We start from the raw sequence: 18517 nt of genomic DNA, 5'->3' as shown, positions 1-18517 counted from the left end.
TATGTTTAGTCTACAAACGAAAACGGCGAGCCTCAGGCTCGCCGTTGTTAGGTCTACCGCTCAGGCTTACTTCAAGCCAGCCGCTTCACGCAACTGGGCTGCCTTGTCGGTCGCTTCCCATGGGAAGTGTTCGCGGCCAAAGTGGCCGTAAGCTGCGGTTTCACGGTAGATCGGTTGCAGCAGATCCATCATCTGGATCAGGCCATATGGGCGCAGATCGAAGAACTCACGCACCAGCAGGGTCAGTTGCTCGGTTGAGATCTTCTCGGTACCGAAGGTTTCCACCATGATGGAAGTCGGTTCCGCTACGCCGATAGCGTAGGACACCTGGATCTCACAACGATCTGCCAGGCCTGCGGCAACGATGTTTTTTGCCACGTAACGCGCTGCATAAGCGGCAGAGCGGTCAACCTTGGAAGGATCCTTGCCGGAGAACGCGCCGCCACCGTGACGGGCCATACCGCCGTAGGTATCAACGATGATTTTACGGCCGGTCAGGCCACAGTCACCCATTGGGCCACCGATAACAAAACGGCCGGTTGGGTTGATGTGGTATTTGGTGCCTGCGGTCAGCCACTCGGCTGGCAGTACCGGCTTGATGATCTCTTCCATCACCGCTTCTTGCAGATCTTTCAGCGCGATATCATCGGAATGCTGGGTGGACAGCACCACGGCATCAATACCGACGATTTTGCCATCGTCATACTGGAACGTGACCTGGCTTTTGGCATCTGGGCGCAGCCAAGGCAGGGTGCCATTTTTACGCACTTCGGCCTGGCGTTGAACCAGACGGTGGGCATAAGTGATTGGTGCAGGCATCAACACGTCGGTTTCATTAGAGGCATAACCGAACATCAGGCCCTGATCGCCAGCACCTTGCTCCAGCGGATCGCTACGGTCAACACCCTGGTTGATATCCGGTGATTGTTTACCGATGGCGCTCAATACGGCACAGGAGTTGGCATCAAAGCCCATATCGGAATGAATGTAGCCAATCTCGCGCACGGTTTTGCGGGTGATTTCTTCGATATCGACCCAGGCGCTGGTGGTGATCTCGCCGCCAACCAGCACCATGCCGGTTTTCACGTAGGTTTCGCAGGCTACGCGGGCTTTTGGATCCTGTTCCAGGATGGCATCAAGAACGGCATCCGAGATCTGATCGGCAATTTTATCCGGATGTCCTTCTGAAACAGATTCGGACGTGAAGAGGTGTTTAGCCATGGTGTTCTTTACCTTGCAAAAGACGGGTTGGAAATTACTGCACAGCGCTGGAGATCCGGGCATCAAAGCGAAGGGTCTTCCGCTGATGGCGAGATGCATCCTGCAACGCCCCTCAGGCAAAGCCGTTAAGCAGTTTATCAGTTAATCGGTATAGATGGATTAACATCTGGACGTCTATTTTAGGTCAGCCTTTAGCCGGATTGCCAGTAATTTTTTGACCTAACGCTCTTTTGGGCAAACCGCTTGCCGCCATTTTCATCGCTTGAAACAGTTTCTGGCGAATTTTCATTTTGCATTTTGCCCGGGGGTCCGGTATAAACTGCGCGCGCGGTTCATTTGGTGCACAGCGTGTTGCAGAAAATTGAAACTTTCTGTAAACCCCGGCAACGCCGCGCCATGATCTACCGTAGGTACCCACTAATGGGGCCGCCGCTTCATTGAACGTTCACGTTCTTATACTATATAGAGGCTTTGTCGTTCATCGCGAGCGGCATGCGTGGAGGTGGTTGGATTAATGATCCGTTGTCTACTGGTTGTTGGTTCTCAACAGCAGTGCCGTTCTGGCGCGCATTCTTGTGCTATTTCCCGTCTTGTCTCTACACCATCTACCCGATGTTACACACCTCTGGGCGCAACTCAGGATCCTCGGGCCGGTTAACGGCTGTCTGAAGCACTGAACAAGGGTAGCCTGCAGCCAACAGTGGGATGATTCTTTACCCGATTCACGAGGTTTGAACAGGGTGTCTTACAATAAATCTATTGGGTATAAACCGATCGCTGACCACGAACGGCAGGTGAATTCACTGCTAAAATGGGGTGTTTCCGGGTTGTTCTCGCGGGTTGTAGCTGCGATAGTGGCTGACTATATCGTCAGTATGCAAGGTGAGGCGAGTAATGTCTGAAGATATGCCGATCCAACGCCCGTCAGTAGCGGGTGATAATTTATCTTTACGCTCCATGCAGGAGGTTGCCATGAATGATCGTAATGCCAGCAAGATGCTGCGCACTTATAACGTCGCCTACTGGGGCAACAATTACTTTGACGTCAATGAGCTGGGCCACATCAGCGTGTGCCCGGACCCAGACGTTCCGCATGCGCGCGTCGATCTCGCCGAGTTGGTGAAAGAGCGCCAAAAAGATGGCCAACGCCTGCCAGCCTTGTTCTGCTTCCCGCAGATCTTGCAGCATCGCCTGCGTTCCATTAACGCCGCGTTCAAACGTGCGCGTGAATCCTTCGGCTATGAAGGTGGCTACTTCCTGGTTTACCCGATCAAGGTTAACCAGCATCGCCGCGTGATTGAATCACTGGTCAACTCCGGTGAACCACTGGGGCTGGAAGCGGGTTCCAAGGCGGAACTGATGGCGGTACTGGCCCATGCCGGTATGACCCGCTCGGTGATCGTCTGTAACGGCTACAAAGACCGTGAATATGTTCGTCTGGCGCTGATCGGTGAAAAGCTGGGGCACAAAGTGTACCTGGTGATCGAGAAGATGTCGGAAATCCAGATGGTGCTGGAAGAGGCTGAACGCCTGAATGTGATCCCACGCCTGGGCGTGCGTGCCCGCCTGGCCTCACAAGGGGCAGGTAAATGGCAGTCGAGCGGTGGCGAAAAATCCAAGTTCGGTCTGGCAGCCATTCAGGTATTGAAGCTGGTGGAAACCCTGCGTGAAGCGGGCCGCCTGGATAGCCTGCAACTGCTGCATTTCCACCTGGGTTCTCAGTTGGCCAACATTCGCGATATTGCCACTGGCGTTCGTGAGTCTGCGCGTTTCTATGTCGAGCTGCATAAGCTGGGCGTAAACATTCAATGTTTCGACGTGGGTGGCGGTTTGGGTGTGGATTATGAAGGCACCCGTTCGCAGTCCGACTGTTCGGTCAACTACGGCCTGAATGAATATGCCAACAACGTGATTTGGGGGATCGGTGATGCCTGTAATGAGCATGGCCTGCCGCATCCAACGGTGATCACCGAGTCTGGCCGTGCCGTAACCGCCCACCATACGGTGCTGGTTTCCAACGTTATTGGCGTTGAGCGCAACGAATTCTGTGAGCCGGTTCCTCCGGTTGAAGATGCACCTCGCGCGCTGGAAAGCATGTGGGAAACCTGGCAGGAAATGAACGAGCCGGAGAACCGTCGTTCGTTGCGTGAATGGCTGCACGATAGCCAGATGGATCTGCACGATGTGCATACCCAATATGCTCATGGCATGTTGGATCTGACCAAGCGTGCCTATGCTGAGCAGCTGTATCTGAACATCTGCAACAAGATCCAGCAACAGCTCGATCCAAGCAATCGAGCGCACCGGCCAATCATTGACGAATTGCAGGAGCGGATGGCGGACAAGTTCTACGTCAACTTCTCACTGTTCCAGTCGATGCCGGATGCCTGGGGTATCGACCAACTGTTCCCGGTCTTGCCGTTGGAAGGCTTGGACAAGCCGCCGGAAGGCCGTGCGGTATTGCTGGATATCACCTGTGACTCCGATGGCACCATCGATCACTATATTGATGGTGACGGCGTAGCCACCACCATGCCGATGCCTCCGTACGATCCGGAAAACCCACCTCTGCTTGGGTTCTTCATGGTTGGTGCCTATCAGGAAATCCTGGGCAATATGCACAACCTGTTTGGCGATACGGCTTCGGTGGATGTGTTTGTATTCCCTGATGGCAGCGTAGAAACCGAACTGTCTGATGAAGGCGATAGCGTAGCCGACATGCTGGAATACGTGCAGCTCGATCCGATCGCGCTGTTGGCGAAATTCCGCGATCAGGTGAAAGAAACCGATCTTGACGCGGAGTTGCAGGCGCAATTTGTCGAAGAGTTTGAGGCCGGTCTGTATGGCTATACTTATTTAGAAGATGAGTAAGTTATTCCGATAGTCTGACATACTTCCTATCCAGGGGCGCGGCAGAGGCTGCGCCCCTTCATTTTTCCCTCTTAGCCCGTACCCCGCCAAATTAGAAATTCCATTTAAACTTTCAACGTCTTAATGCCGTGTTCTCAGTTATCACAAATTTGTGAACTCTCCGTGAGGATTTGGTCACGACTTTCTCTGTAGTTTGTCATTGTCGGTGAATAGCACCAGAGGTAACGATGATGATCAACAGACGGTATTTTATTCTGGGTGGTGGAGCACTCTCTGTGGCCTATGCCGTAGGCCTGCTGCCTGCACTTTTCTCTCGTTCGGCGATGGCGGAGTCGTTTGCCGTCAACTATACGGCAGAACAATGGCGGCAACGGCTTTCAGCCAGCCAATATGCTGTTTTGCGCGAGGAAGGTACGGAACCCCCTTACAGCAGCCCGCTTAACGATGAGCACCGCGATGGTCAGTTTGCCTGTGCGGGTTGCCAGCAGGCGCTGTTTTCTTCCCACACCAAGTTTGACAGCCATACCGGCTGGCCCAGTTTCTGGCAACCCCTCGAACAGGCAGTGGCGACGCGTAAGGATCGAACGCTGGGCATGGCCCGCGAAGAGGTGCATTGCAGCCGCTGCGGCGGGCATTTGGGGCACGTATTTGACGATGGCCCACAACCCACCGGTTTGCGCTACTGCATGAATGGCATCGCCATGTTGTTCACGCCAAGCTCGGCCTAACCAGAATAGTGAGGAATAACATGAGAAACGTAGACAAAATGCTGCCATCGCTAGGTAAATACGGTATATGGGGCGCGATATTGGTTGCTGCCGGGTTCTGTTTGCAAAGCGTTGCCTGGCCACTGGGTGAGGCTGAGGCGGCGGTAGCGATCCCTGCGCCGGTAAAAGACGAAGCGCCGACGACATCGCGTACGGAAACCGCGATCTTTGCCGGCGGTTGTTTTTGGGGCGTGCAGGGGGTTTTCCAGCACGTTAAAGGCGTGACCAATGCCATATCCGGTTATACCGGAGGTGCGGCACAAACGGCTAATTATGAGGCCGTCAGCGGAGGGGATACCGGCCATGCGGAGTCAGTGCAGGTCACCTTTGATCCACAGCAGATTTCCTATGGGCAACTGCTGCAAATCTATTTTTCGGTAGCACACAACCCAACCGAGCTCGATCGCCAGGGGCCGGACAGCGGCACACAATACCGCTCAGCCGTTTTCCCTCTGACGGAATCACAACAGCAGGTTGCCAAGGCTTATATTGCACAGCTGGATGCCAGTAAGCGTTTTGCCAAACCACTGGTGACCCGCATTGAGGAAAATGGTCATTTTTATCCTGCCGAGGCTTACCATCAAAACTATCTCACGCTTAACCCGGATCAACCCTATATCGTGGTGAATGACTTGCCAAAGGTAAAACAGCTACAGCAGCTGTTCCCAACGCAATATCGTGCAGATCCGGTGCTGGTTAATTAATAAGAGTCTTTGTTGTAATATATTAGGCAGTGGAGTTTTGCCAATAGCCCCAAGCCATCTCCTCGGAGATGGCTTTTACTTATTTATTTTACGTTATCAATCAATTAATAATGGTTGACGATATTGTTGAGTTATTCTGTTTATTTTGGTAATTTCTTTGTTAAAGAAAATCTCTGTTCGAAAATCAAGTAAATAACAGTCTGTCACCTTTAATTAAATAACTAATGCTCAAGTGTCGATTGGTAATCATCGCTATTAACTTCATTTACAGGGAACGGTAATATTTATGGTTAATAATAGATTGCCAGAACAACGTTATATCGCCGTCAAGACGATTAAATTGGCTGATCCAATCACGTGACGCGTCTCTACCGCCAGGCCTATTTTGCTGCCCAGGCCACGCGAGCCGAAGGGGGGATTTTGATTTCCCCCAGCCCGAACATGACGCTTTATGCCTGTGCCAGTGTGCTCTTGGTGGCTGCATTAATCGCTTTTTTAATCGGTGGTGAATATACCCGTAAAGCCCGACTGGAAGGTGTCGTGATGCCTTCAACCGGAGTAGTCAAAGTGGTTGCGCGTACGCAAGGACGGGTTGAAGCATTGCTGATTAATGAAGGCGATGAGGTTGCAGCAGGCCAATTACTCTATCGGCTAAGTGGTGAACGCTATGACGGCAAGGGTTTGGCCACCTTGGCGACGCTAAAAAACTCCCTGGCGCAGCAGTATCAGATGTTGGTGCAGCAACAGCATCAGGAAGTTGCCGCCAATAACATGCAAATACAGGGATTACGGCAGCGGGCTGACCAATTGAAAGAGGAATTGCGCAGCGCCGATGAGGCACTGAAACTCACGTTGCGCCAGGCGGCATTAACCCGCTCGATGATGGAGCGTTATCAACGTTTGGTGCGGCAGAAGTATGTCTCCGAGCTTGAGTATCAGCAAAAGCAGATCGAACTGGCGGCCGCGGAAGGTTATGTCGAAAACCAGCGGCAGGTACAACAGCGCCTGAAGCGTGAGTTGACCTCGGTTGAAACGGATCAGGGGAGTTTGTTGCGGCAGGGGCAAAGCCGCCGGGTGGAGCTGGACCGGTTATTACAAGGGATCCGGCAGCAACAGATAGAGCTGCAATCGCAGGAGGAAAGCACGCTGGTTGCCCCGGTGGCAGGGCGTGTTGCTGCGGTGTTGGTCAAGGCGGGGCAAACGGTCAACCAAAATGAGCCGCTGTTAACGCTGGTGCCACAGGCGGCCCAAATGCAGATTGAGCTGTATGCGCCGAGCAAGTCCGTTGGGTTTATCAAGCCTCATCAGCGGGTTGGCTTGCGTTTCGCGGCCTATCCCTATGAAAAATTTGGCGTGCAGTATGGCACGACGCGGGAGGTGACCCGCATCAGCCTCAGCCCGACAGATGTCATGCCACATAACCCGGTGGTGTGGAAAGAAAATGAGGGGCATTACCGGGTGATTGTCATGCCGGATAAACCCAGCGTGACCGTGTATGGCCGCCAGGAATTACTGCGCACCGGGATGGTGGTGGCCGCAGATATCGAGCTGGACAAGCGGCGGCTATACGAATGGCTGCTGGAACCGTTATGGAGCCTGCAAGGAAAAATATAGCCATGGAATGGACTGAGCATTTGCACCTGAATTTGCATTGGCGCCGCCGCTTGCCGTTGATCCGTCAAACCGAGTCGGCGGAATGTGGGGTGGCTTGTCTGGCAATGGTTGCCGGTTGGCACGGTTACCGTATTGACCTCCCCAGCCTGCGTGCAAGATTCAGTGTTTCGACGCAGGGCATGACTTTCGTGCATTTGATGGAATGTGCTCAGATCCTGAAATTGACAGGTCGTGCGGTACGTTTAGAGCTGGAGGAGCTTAGCCAACTGACCGTACCCTGCATTTTACACTGGGATCTCAACCACTTTGTGGTGCTTAAACGGGTACGTGGTAACGAGATCGAACTGCACGATCCGGCACGCGGGGCGGTTAACATGTCGTTGGTACAGGCTAACCGTCATTTTACCGGTGTCGCGTTGGAACTGACGCCAACCCATGACTTTGAGCCGCGTGACGAACGCAAGAAAGTGCGGCTAACGGAATTGGTTGGCAAGACGGTAGGGTTGAAGGCTGCGCTGGCGCGCATTTTCTGCTTTGCCCTGGCATTGGAAGTCTTGGCCTTGCTGAGCCCGTTGGTCAATCAGATCGTGATCGATGAAGTCCTGGTGGCGCTGGATGATAGCCTGTTGGTGCTGATTGTTATTGCCATGCTGCTGATGAGTGCGACCCAGACGTTGATTGGCCTGGCCCGGCAATGGGCGACCATTACCATGGCGGTCAATTTCAATATGCAGTGGACGGCCAACGTGTTCCATCACCTGCTGCGTTTGCCGATCGACTGGTTTGAAAAGCGTGACATTGGTAACGTCAGCGCCAAGTTTGATGCGGTCGATACCATTCAGGATACGCTCACCACCAGCATCCTTGAGGCGATGCTGGACGTATTGCTGGTGGTCGGTACCTTGGGCATGATGTTGCTCTACAGCGTGTCGTTATCCATGCTGGCGCTAGGCGCAGCGCTGATTTATGGCTTAATACGCGTGCTATGGTTTCGCACCCTGCGTCGGGCGGCAGAGGACAGTTGGACGGCGGGCACCCTGGAATCAAGCCACTTTCTGGAAACGCTGCATGGCATGCTCAGCCTGCGGGTTAACGGAGCGTTGACCCAGCGGGAATCAGCTTGGCGTAACCTGAATATCGCCAGGCGCAATAGCCAACTGCGTGAGCATAAACTGGCCATCGGCTACGACATCATTAACCAGATCATTGGTAGCCTGGTGGGGGCGGCGGTGCTGTGGTTTGGTGCCAATGCGGTGCTGTCGGGTTCGTTCTCGATCGGCATGCTGGTGGCGTATATGTCATTTCAAGGGCGTTTTTCCGCCAGCATCAATGGCCTGATCGATAAGGCATTTGCCTGGCGAATGCTGGATGTTTATAACGAACGGCTGGCAGATATTGTGCTGACCCAGAAGGAGGGCGGTGCTCAGGTGGCAGAATCTCTTACCGTAGCTTTCCCCAAGCAGAGAGAGGATCGCCCAGTTGTGGAACTGGAAAATATCACCTTCAGCTACGGCCAGGGAGGTAACGATATCTTGGCAGGAGCGGCGTTGCGAATCATGCCTGGAGAAGTGGTGGCGCTGGTAGGGCGCTCTGGCTGCGGGAAAACCACCCTGGCGAAGATCCTGCTGGGGCTTTACCCGCCAACTGCTGGGCGGTTGCAGGTGTTTGGCATCGATCATCATCATGCGGGCTATCGGCAGGTTCGCCAAATGATCGGCGCGGTGATGCAAGAGGATCGGCTATTCCGTGGGGCAATACTCGACAACATCACCTTTTTCTCTCAACACAGCGATCTGGATTGGGCGCAACACTGTGCTCAACTGGCACAGCTGCATGAGGATATCATCGCGTTACCGATGGGCTACCAGACGTTGATTGGGGAAATGGGTAATTCGCTGTCGGGGGGCCAAAAGCAGCGCCTGCTGTTGGCCCGGGCATTATATAAACGCCCACGGTTACTGATCATGGATGAGGCAACCAGCCATCTTGATGTCACCAATGAAATCCTGATCGGCAGCACTTTGCGCAACCTGGGCTTAACCATCCTGCTGATTGCTCACCGGCCTGAGACGATAGCCTCTGCCGATCGCGTAGTCGAACTCGATGCTGGCAGGTTGGTTGTTCCTTCTTGTGCATCTGCTGACAACGGGCACCTTGAAGAGTGAACCAATTGCGGCGATAATCTACCCATTGAAACAGACATCGAATAAATCCCTTTCTCGTCGGGCTAACGACGCGGGAGGGATTTTTTTTTGCTACCGCCCAAGCGTCCGGCTACGGGCGAACCGTTGAAAAATGAGGGTAAATATGAGTACCTTAGGCCATCAGCCCGATAATTCCTTAGTGTCCAACGCCTTTGGTTTCCTGCGCTTTCCGCTGAACTTTATGCCTTACGATAGCGATGCAGAGTGGGTGATCACCGGTGTTCCTTTTGATATGGCTACCTCCGGCCGTGCCGGTGGGCGTCATGGCCCTGCGGCGATCCGCCAGGTTTCTACCAATCTGGCATGGGAAGGGGCACGCTGGCCGTGGAACTTTGATCTGCGCGATCGTCTGAACGTGGTCGACTGCGGTGATGTGGTATTTAACTTTGGTGATGCCCAGGATATGAGCGACAAGCTGCAGGCGCACGCAGAAAAACTGCTGTCAGCCGGTAAGCGCATGCTCTCTTTCGGCGGTGACCACTTCGTTACGTTGCCGCTGCTGCGCGCGCATGCCAAGCATTTTGGTAAAATGGCGCTGGTGCATTTCGATGCCCATACAGACACCTATGCCAACGGCAGCAAGTTTGACCACGGCACCATGTTCTTCCATGCGCCGAACGAAGGCCTGATCGATCCAAATCACTCCGTGCAAATCGGTATCCGTACCGAGTTCGATCGTGACAACGGCTTCACCGTACTGGATGCTGCGCAGGTTAACGATCGTGGCGTGGACGATCTGCTGGCGCAGATCAAACAGATCGTTGGCGATATGCCGGTTTATCTGACCTTCGATATCGACTGCCTGGATCCGGCTTTCGCACCAGGCACCGGCACCCCGGTGATCGGCGGCCTGACCTCCGATCGCGCCCTGAAACTGGTGCGTGGTATGCAATCGCTGAACATTGTCGGTATGGATGTGGTAGAGGTAGCTCCGGCTTACGACCAGTCTGAGATCACCGCACTGGCAGCGGCAACGCTGGGCCTGGAAATGTTGTATCTGCAAGCGGCCAAAAAGCAGGGCTAAATCAGTTTGCTGAATGGGTAGGGGTCGCACATAGTCGACCGAAGGGGGCGCGGCATGCTGCGCCCGCTTGGCAGCGGCCCTTACCCGTCAACCCATCATGAAAATATTGCCGTGAAGATAAAGTGTATTTCGCGTTTACGGAGGAACCGTGCTGACTAAACCATCTATACGCCTCAACAAATATATTAGCGAGAGCGGCATCTGCTCGCGCCGCGATGCCGATCGTTACATCGAACAGGGCAATGTTTTTATCAACGGTAAGCGCGTAGCGCTCGGCGATCGGGTATTCGCTGGCGACGTGGTCAAGGTTAACGGGCAGCTTATTGAACCCCGTAACGAAGACAATCTGATTTTTATTGCGCTGAACAAGCCGGTGGGTATCGTCAGTACCACCGAAGACGGTGAGAAAGACAATATTGTCGATTTCGTCAACCACAGTACCCGTGTCTTCCCGATCGGGCGGTTGGATAAAGATTCGCAGGGGCTGATCTTCCTCACCAACCACGGCGATCTGGTGAACAAGATCCTGCGTGCCGGTAACGACCACGAGAAGGAATATCTGGTCACGGTCAACAAACCGGTAACCGACGATTTTATTCGTGGTTTGGGTGCCGGAGTGCCGATGCTGGGCACGGTCACCAAAAAATGCAAGGTGAAGAAAGAAGCGCCCTTTGTGTTCCGTATCGTGTTGGTACAGGGGCTTAACCGCCAGATCCGCCGTATGTGTGAGCATTTCGGTTATGAAGTGACCAAGCTGGAGCGCACCCGCATCATGAACGTCGGCCTGTCTGGGCTGCCGTTAGGGGAATGGCGCGATTTGACGGACGATGAACTGGTTGAGTTGTTTAAGTTGATTGAAGACTCGTCTTCAGAGGCTAAACCCGCGAAGAAAGCGGCCAAGCCCAAGCCTGCGGTAAAAAAACCGGCGAGCGGCGGGCAGAAAACCGCGGATAAAGCGGGCAGTCACGCACCGGCGCGTAAGCGTTTTGCTCAGCCGGGGCGCAAAAAGAAAGGGCGCTAAGTCGGCGCTTTCTGCTAATTAAACGGCCTCAGTCTTGATGACTGGGGCCGTTTTGCTTTGTTTTCACCCCCGCTGCATTTTTTCGTGATCCACTCCGCAGTTGTAACTTTAAAATAACCAATCATTAACATTCTTCCCTTTGCTGGCTTGACGAAAGATTCGCCATATCTATAGTGACTGTATTAAATAAGAAACTGAGTTTCATATATGAAACAATCAGATAGAGGACAGAAGCAATGAGCTGGAAGAACGTGTGCGAAGTGTCTCAAGTTAAAGAAGATTTTCCTTTCTCCGCCAACATTGAGGGAAAAGAGGTCGGCGTCTATTTGATCGACGGTCAATATTACGCGCTGGAAGACGTTTGCCCGCATGCCTATGCCTTGCTCAGCCAAGGGTTTGTCGATGACGGAAAAGTGGAGTGTCCACTGCACGAAGCGGTGTTCGATGTGCGTAGCGGCCAATGCCTGCGCGAACCCGGTGGCCGAGATTTGCAAACCTACCCTACCCGGGTGATCGACAATCAAATCCAAATCACCTTTATCGCGGAGGAATAAGCATGCAGCACATTACCGATTTCAACCCTTGGCTGCCGGATACCCAACAGGTGATCCCGGCGCGTGAGGGCGGCAACGGCCAAATCCACCAACCCGGCCAGTTTCAGAATGTGATCTGGCAAACCCGGGCACGCGTGCCAGACGGGTTTGAAACCTCGCTGGTAGCCGCGCTGGAAGAGATCTTCGAGCAAGGGGCGGAGGAGCTGGAGCAGATCGTCAGTGCGCTCAATCAGCGTCGCCTGTTCGATCGCAGTGGTCAGCCATGGAATGAAGCCACGTTCCGCGAATTCCTACACGTCAACGGTTTCTGAGCCGCACAGGGAGAAGGACAATGACAGCAAACACGACATCCTCCGCGCAGACGGTACAAGACTATCTGGATCAGGGCCTGCGCGGTATGTGGTATCCGGTATTGGCCAGTTGGGAAGTGGGTAACAACCCGGTGGGCATCACCCGTCTTGAACAACAGATCGTGGTGTGGCGCGATAAACAAGGGGCGATCCACGCACTGGAAGATCGTTGCCCGCACCGTGGCGCTCGCCTGTCGATGGGCTGGAATCTTGGCGATCGCATTGCCTGCTGGTATCACGGCGTTGAAGTTGGTGGCGATGGCGAGGTTAAAGATGTGCCAGCGGTAGACCGCTGCCCGTTGGTAGGGCAGAAATGCCTGAAATCCTACCCGGCGAAAGAGGCTTACGGCGCGGTGTTCCTGTATTTCGGCGTCACTGCCGATGAACAGCCTGCCGAACTGAGCTTCCCGCAAGAGCTGGCGGATGAGGCCAACTACAGCAACTTCCTGTGTACCGCCAGCTGGGACTGTAACTATCAATACGCATTGGAAAACGTGATGGATCCGATGCATGGCACCTACCTGCACTCCTCATCGCATTCGATGGCGGAAGGGGATCGCAAGGCCGATATGGCGCTGGAACCCACCGACAGCGGTTTCATCTTTAAAAAGAACGGCCAGATTGGTGTGAACTTCGACTGGGTCGAATTTGGTAGCAGCGGTGCCTATTGGATGCGCCTGTCGATCCCTTACAAAAAGCGTTTTGGGCCGGGCGGCCACTTCTGGATCATCGGCATGGTGGTGCCGGAAGATAAAGATCACTGCCGGGTATTCTTCTGGCGTATCCGCAAAGTGAAAGACTGGCAGCGTGACGCATGGCGCTTTATGTACCGCAACCGTCTGGAAGAACTGCACTGGGACGTACTGGAGCAGGATCGCATCGTGCTGGAGAACATGGCACCGAACGCGCGTGGTCGTGAATACCTGTATCAGCATGACGTGGGCCTCTCCCGCCTGCGCCGTATGATGCAGAAAGAGGCACAAAAGCAGCTGGCAACGCTTAGCGAGCTGGAGGCGGCACAGTGAGCGGCTTGCTGGCAGGGAAACGTATCGTAGTCACCGGAGCGGCGCGTGGGCTGGGGCGCAGCTTCGCCGCTGCGGTGGCTCAGGCCGGGGCCAGCGTGGTGATGTGCGATATCCTGGCGGAAGAGTTGCAGGACAGCGCCGCCAGCCTGCGTGAGCAGGGGGCACAGGTTGAAGCTCAGGTTATCGATCTGGCTTCACCGCAATCCATCACTGCGGCGTTCAGTGCGATTGCCAAGGGTGGCGCGATCGACGGGTTGGTGAACAACGCTGCGATGGCAACCGGTGTCGGTGGCAAAACCATGATGGAATACGACATTGAACTGTGGGACAAGGTCATGCAGGTCAACGTGCGGGGGACCTGGTTGGTGAGCCAGGCGGCGGTGCCATTATTGGCCCAAACGCCGCATGCCAAAATCGTCAATGTTGCCTCGGATACCGCTTTGTGGGGGGCGCCGAAACTGATGGCCTATGTGGCGAGCAAAGGTGCGATCATCTCGATGACCCGCTCCATGGCGCGTGAGCTGGGGCCGCAGGGCATCTGCGTCAACGCCATAGCACCGGGCTTGACGCGCGTTGAAGCGACCGAATACGTCCCTGCCGAACGGCATCAGCTTTACGAGCAAGGCCGGGCACTGGCAGGCGCACAGCATCCGGACGATGTGACCGGTAGCGTGCTCTATCTGCTGTCGCCGCTGGCGGATTTTGTCACCGGCCAACTGATACCGGTCAACGGTGGTTTCGTGTTTAACTGACCGCCTGACGGACAGGCAAACATTTTAGGAGCAGCACATGGCAGACGATCAAGCGTGTAAATATCTGATCCCGGGGCTGGATCGCGGGTTACAACTGCTGCTGGCCTTCGGCGAGCAGCATAAGGAAATGACCTTTGCAGAATTACATCGCCTGGTCGATATGCCAAAGGCAACCGCCTACCGCGTGGTGCAAACGTTGGAGCATCTGGGTTTTTTGGAGCGCAACCCGCGCACCAACACCTTTGCGTTGGGGATCAAAGTGCTGCGTCTGGGCTTTGAATATATCGCCTCGCTGGACGTGGCCCAGGCTGGCCAACCGGTGATCGAGCAGCTGCGCGATCGTAGCCAATGCAGCAGCCATCTGGCGATCCGCGATGGACATGACGTGATCTATATCGCCCGCGTCAGCGCGGCTGGCTCGCAGATCAACCAGGTCAGCGTGGGCACCCGTTTACCGGTTCACCGCACCTCGCTTGGCCGGATGCTGCTGACCAGCACCAGCCGGGAAGAGTTTGAACGCCTGTTCCCGCATGAAGCCTTGCCCGATGCGGCGCCGGGGACACCGGCTAATCGCGAAGCGCTGTGGCAGATGGTGCAGCAGGATAAGGCCCGTGGCTATGTGATTGGCGAATCCTTCTACCGCCACGGCATTTCCTCGATCGTCTATCCGATCTTTAACCGCGAACAGCGGGTGGAAGCGGTGGTCAGCATTATGGTGCCGTCCGATGAGATCCCAAAGGCGGATCGTGAGCGGTTGCGTATGGAAGTCCGGGATGCCGCAGTGAAAATATCGGGCCTGTTAGGCGCGCCACCGCAGGCTAACGTAGGCTAACCGGCCAAACGCTTTGTTATCTGGGCGACGCTATTCGCCCACTACCAATCACTCAGGCAGGGATAAGACTCATGAGCTTCATGGGCCGGGGTCGATCATGCCTGAAAAACGCATTCAGCGAGAACGTGAGGCACAATAATGAGCATAACCGGAATCGAAAAGCTGGAATTTGGCGTCGAAGATCTACCAACGTGCGAAAAATTCATGCAGGACTTCGGTCTGCAACCGACGCTACAGCATTGGGGCGAACCGCGCCGTGAATTTACCACGCTGAGCGGGGCTAGCGTGGTGCTGTATCCGCAAGACAGCGAGGTCTTACCGGCCGCGTTTGAGGCGGGTTCAACCCTGCGCCGCATGACCTGGGCGGTTGAAAGCCCTGCGGCGCTGGCTGCGTTGCAGCCCCTGTTGGCGCAGATGCCAGGCTTTCGCCACGTTGGCGAAGAACTGGAATGCCGCGATCCCAACGGCATGACGCTGCGTTTTGCCGTTACGGCGCAGCAACCGGTGGAGCTGCCCGTTTCGCCGATCAACCAATGGGGCGATGTACGCCGCATCGACCAGCCAAGCCCGGTTTATGCCAAAGCCGAGCCGGTCAATATCGGCCACGTGGTGTTCTTCGTTGAGGATTTGGCTGCTACCGAGCGCTTCTACTGCGAGCTGCTCGGTTTCCAGGTTTCCGACCGCTATATCGACCGCGCCGTCTTCTTGCGCACTCAGGCACGTGGTGGCCATCACAACCTGTTCCTGCTGAAACTGCCTAACCGCCCACGGGGCCTGAACCACGTCGCCTTCACCGTACGCGATATCCATGAAGTGATCGGCGGCGGCATCGCGATGAATAAAGAGCAGTGGAGCACCTTTATTGGCCCCGGCCGTCATCCGATCTCCTCGGCCTATTTTTGGTACGTCAACAGCCCGACCGGCGGTGCCTTTGAGTATTACACCAATGATGACTACCTGACGGAAAACTGGCAGCCGCGTGAGCTGGAGCATTCGCTGGTGTCGTTTACCGAATGGGCGGTCGAAGGCGGTATCGATCACGATACCCGCCGCCAACATAAGAAGCCGGGGGCGGTATGAGCCAACCAACCCGTGCAGGCATTGTGATTATCGGCGGCGGTCAAGCTGGTGGTTGGGCGGCGAAAACGCTGCGCGATCGCGGCTACAACGGCAGGCTGTCAGTGATCAGTGACGAGCCTTATGATTTTTACGAACGCCCACCGCTCTCCAAGGCGGCGCTGCTGGATGGTAGTGCGCCACTCAGCCGCCTGTTCAGTGAAGAAGTGGTGGCCGGGATGAATATCGATTGGCATCGTCCGCTACGTGCCGAAGCCATCGACGGACAGCAGCAAATCGTCACGCTCAGCGACGGCAGCCAACTGCAGTTCGATCAACTGCTGATTGCGACCGGTGGCCGACCACGCCTGCCGGATGCCAACTGGGCCAAGCACCCGCGAGTAATGACCTTACGTTCCTGGGATGATGCGGCACGCCTGCGCCAGGGCCTGCAACAATGCCAAAAGCTGGCGATTGTGGGTGGGGGCTGGATTGGGCTGGAGATTGCCGCCTCGGCCCGCAAGCTGGGCGTTGACGTGACGGTGTTTGAGCGCCAACCCGCGTTGTGTATGCGCAGCGTAGGGGCCAGCGTTTCCCAGGCGTTGTTGGAACTGCATCAACAGCAGGGCGTCACCGTGCATTGCGACTGCGGCGAGATCACGCTTGAAGATCGCGATGGTGAAGCCTGGATTGGCAGTGCCAACAGTGCCGCGCAGCCCTTCGACCTGGTGGTTGTCGGTATCGGTGTTGAGTTGAATCTGGAGCTGGCCCACAGCGCCGGGCTGAAGCTTGAAGGCGGGATCGTCGTAGATGGACAAGGGCGTACCAGCCACCCGGCCATTTTTGCCGCAGGCGATGTTGCGCGCCATCCAACCCTCGGCCTGTGTCTGCAATCCTGGGCCTACGCACAGAATCAGGCGATTAGCACCGCTTGCGCCATGTTGGATGCGTTTGCCGCACCTTACGATGATGTTGCCTGGCTGTGGTCGGATCAATACGACGCCAATATCCAAATCCTGGGCGTTCCTACCGGCGGCGTTCACCAGATAGTGCGCCGCACGCCTCAGTCACAACTGTTCTTCACCCTGAATGCCGATCGGCAACTGGTGCAACTGGTCGCGTTTAACGACGCACGCACCATCAAGCTGGGTAAACGCTGGCTGGCCAGCGGCCGGGTACTGGATCCGCAGCAACTGGCGGATGTGGAATTTTCTCTGATGGCGTTGAAATAACGCCCGACCCAAAGGGAGCGTTTTATGACTACGCAAGATATCGACGCCCGCAGCGGTCGGGTGGGGGATGCTGTTGCCGAAAATTCGCCAACCAGCGTGCGTTGGTCGGTGCCGGCAGCCCTGTTTGCCTGCGTGTTACTGGCGTTTTTCGACAAGATCAGCATTGCCGCGCTGTTTTCTGACCACGAGTTTCAGCAGGCGATGGGCATCGGCTTTGATCCCACACGGCTCGGGCTGCTGATGAGTGCCTTTTTGTTCTCCTACGGCTTCTCTTCGATGCTGTTGAGCGGCATTGGCGATCGGCTCAATCCGGTCAAAGTGCTGATTGGCATGATGGTGACCTGGGGCGTACTGATGGTGCTGATGGGGATGACGCGCTCTTATCACACCATGATGACGCTGCGTATCCTGCTGGGCATCGCCGAAGGGCCGTTGTTGCCAATGGCCTATGCCATCGTGCGCCAGGCTTTTCCGCAGCGCCTCCAGGCACGTGCCACCATGCTGTGGCTGCTGGGGACTCCGATTGGCGCGGCACTGGGCTTCCCGGTCACACTGTTTATTCTCAGCCGCTTTAACTGGGAAACCACCTTCTTCTTTATGGCGTTTCTGACCGTGCCGGTGATGTTGCTGGTGCTGTTTGGCATGCGTCACCTGAACGTGGCACGCCCGGCGGCCAGCACCACCAGTAAACCGGCCGTTGCCGAACGCAAGCAACTGCGCCGCGAACTGTTCAGCACGCCACATTTCTGGATGATTTGCCTGTTTAACATCGCATTTCTCACCTACCTGTGGGGTATGAATGGCTGGCTGCCGAGCTATCTGATCGAAGGCAAAGGCATTCATCTGGAGCACGCCGGATACCTGTCGTCACTGCCGTTTATTGCCATGTTGCTTGGCGAGGTGGTGGGGGCCTGGCTGTCGGACAAGATGGATCGCCGAGCGTTGGCCTGTTTCATCTCGCTGTGCGGTGCAGGGATCGGTTTGGGTGTCGTTCTGTATATGCAGGGCACCTACAGCGTGATCGCCGCCATGTCCTTCAGCACCTTTATGTGGGGAGCCGGCGCGCCAAACATCTTCGCGCTATTGGCCAAGGCCACCAGCAGCCGGGTGAGCGCTACCGCTGGTGGGGTATTTAACGGATTGGGTAATTTTGCCGGCGCATTGGCACCGGTGCTGATGGGGGCTCTGATCGCCGCCACCGGCAATATGGATAACGGTTTGCTGTTCCTGGTGGTGATGGCCTTTGTCGGCTGCGCCATTCTGCTGCCGTTACTGAATAAGTATTGATGC

16 protein-coding genes and 1 pseudogene are annotated in these 18517 nt (G+C 55.5%); 16 read left to right on the top strand and 1 reads right to left on the bottom strand.

Annotated elements, in window-relative coordinates; translation table 11 throughout:
- Positions 1-66: 66 nt before the first annotated feature.
- Positions 67-1221: a methionine adenosyltransferase gene (metK, locus tag A6U95_RS10980; RefSeq protein WP_021179751.1), complete on the bottom strand. Its 1155-nt coding sequence runs from the start codon at positions 1219-1221 to the stop codon at positions 67-69.
- Between metK and A6U95_RS31020 the strand changes: the two genes are divergently transcribed.
- The 16 genes and pseudogenes from A6U95_RS31020 to A6U95_RS10905 all read left to right on the top strand — a co-directional run.
- Positions 1220-1366: a hypothetical protein gene (locus A6U95_RS31020; RefSeq protein WP_158006211.1), complete on the top strand. Its 147-nt coding sequence runs from the start codon at positions 1220-1222 to the stop codon at positions 1364-1366. The two genes, metK and A6U95_RS31020, sit on opposite strands and share 2 nt — an antisense overlap.
- 749 nt (positions 1367-2115) lie before the next feature.
- Entirely contained in the window at positions 2116-4092 is a 1977-nt protein-coding gene (speA, locus tag A6U95_RS10975) for a biosynthetic arginine decarboxylase (protein WP_024484363.1), read from the top strand.
- A 227-nt stretch (positions 4093-4319) separates the two neighbouring features.
- Positions 4320-4820, top strand: coding sequence for a peptide-methionine (R)-S-oxide reductase MsrB (msrB, locus tag A6U95_RS10970; protein WP_241810642.1), 501 nt, complete (start codon positions 4320-4322; stop codon positions 4818-4820).
- A gap of 20 nt (positions 4821-4840) precedes the next feature.
- Positions 4841-5563 (top strand): peptide-methionine (S)-S-oxide reductase MsrA, encoded by a 723-nt coding sequence (gene msrA / locus A6U95_RS10965; protein WP_065684515.1) that lies wholly within the window; start codon positions 4841-4843, stop codon positions 5561-5563.
- A gap of 357 nt (positions 5564-5920) precedes the next feature.
- Entirely contained in the window at positions 5921-7177 is a 1257-nt protein-coding gene (locus A6U95_RS10960) for an HlyD family efflux transporter periplasmic adaptor subunit (protein WP_065684514.1), read from the top strand.
- A gap of 2 nt (positions 7178-7179) precedes the next feature.
- Entirely contained in the window at positions 7180-9342 is a 2163-nt protein-coding gene (locus A6U95_RS10955; protein WP_065684513.1) for a peptidase domain-containing ABC transporter, read from the top strand.
- Between the two features lie 142 nt (positions 9343-9484).
- Positions 9485-10405, top strand: coding sequence for an agmatinase (gene speB / locus A6U95_RS10950; RefSeq protein ID WP_065684512.1), 921 nt, complete (start codon positions 9485-9487; stop codon positions 10403-10405).
- A 148-nt stretch (positions 10406-10553) separates the two neighbouring features.
- Complete coding sequence (gene rluF, locus A6U95_RS10945) at positions 10554-11426, top strand: 23S rRNA pseudouridine(2604) synthase RluF (protein ID WP_065684511.1); 873 nt, start codon at positions 10554-10556, stop codon at positions 11424-11426.
- Positions 11427-11662: 236 nt separating this feature from the next.
- The gene (locus A6U95_RS10940; RefSeq protein WP_021179759.1) at positions 11663-11980 is read left to right on the top strand and encodes a non-heme iron oxygenase ferredoxin subunit; all 318 of its coding nucleotides are present in this window, start codon (positions 11663-11665) and stop codon (positions 11978-11980) included.
- Between the two features lie 2 nt (positions 11981-11982).
- Positions 11983-12291, top strand: coding sequence for a recombinase-like helix-turn-helix domain-containing protein (locus A6U95_RS10935; RefSeq protein ID WP_024484370.1), 309 nt, complete (start codon positions 11983-11985; stop codon positions 12289-12291).
- Between the two features lie 20 nt (positions 12292-12311).
- Positions 12312-13355 (top strand): aromatic ring-hydroxylating dioxygenase subunit alpha, encoded by a 1044-nt coding sequence (locus A6U95_RS10930; RefSeq protein WP_024484371.1) that lies wholly within the window; start codon positions 12312-12314, stop codon positions 13353-13355.
- Complete coding sequence (locus tag A6U95_RS10925) at positions 13352-14107, top strand: SDR family oxidoreductase (protein ID WP_059201723.1); 756 nt, start codon at positions 13352-13354, stop codon at positions 14105-14107. The genes A6U95_RS10930 and A6U95_RS10925 overlap by 4 nt, the downstream gene beginning before the upstream one ends.
- 37 nt (positions 14108-14144) lie before the next feature.
- The gene (locus tag A6U95_RS10920) at positions 14145-14939 is read left to right on the top strand and encodes an IclR family transcriptional regulator (protein WP_021806232.1); all 795 of its coding nucleotides are present in this window, start codon (positions 14145-14147) and stop codon (positions 14937-14939) included.
- Positions 14940-15077: 138 nt separating this feature from the next.
- Positions 15078-16019: a VOC family protein gene (locus A6U95_RS10915; RefSeq protein ID WP_065684510.1), complete on the top strand. Its 942-nt coding sequence runs from the start codon at positions 15078-15080 to the stop codon at positions 16017-16019.
- Positions 16016-17227, top strand: a complete 1212-nt coding sequence (locus tag A6U95_RS10910) for an FAD-dependent oxidoreductase (RefSeq protein ID WP_065684509.1) — start codon at positions 16016-16018, stop codon at positions 17225-17227. The genes A6U95_RS10915 and A6U95_RS10910 overlap by 4 nt, the downstream gene beginning before the upstream one ends.
- A gap of 93 nt (positions 17228-17320) precedes the next feature.
- Positions 17321-18514: pseudogene (locus A6U95_RS10905) on the top strand (MFS transporter); the annotation flags it as partial.
- Positions 18515-18517: the final 3 nt, after the last annotated feature.

Source organism: Serratia sp. 14-2641, assembly GCF_001692375.1.
GTDB lineage: Bacteria > Pseudomonadota > Gammaproteobacteria > Enterobacterales > Enterobacteriaceae > Chania > Chania fonticola_C.
Note: the sequence above shows the minus strand (reverse complement) of the source record. Positions and strands in the feature narration are given on the sequence as shown.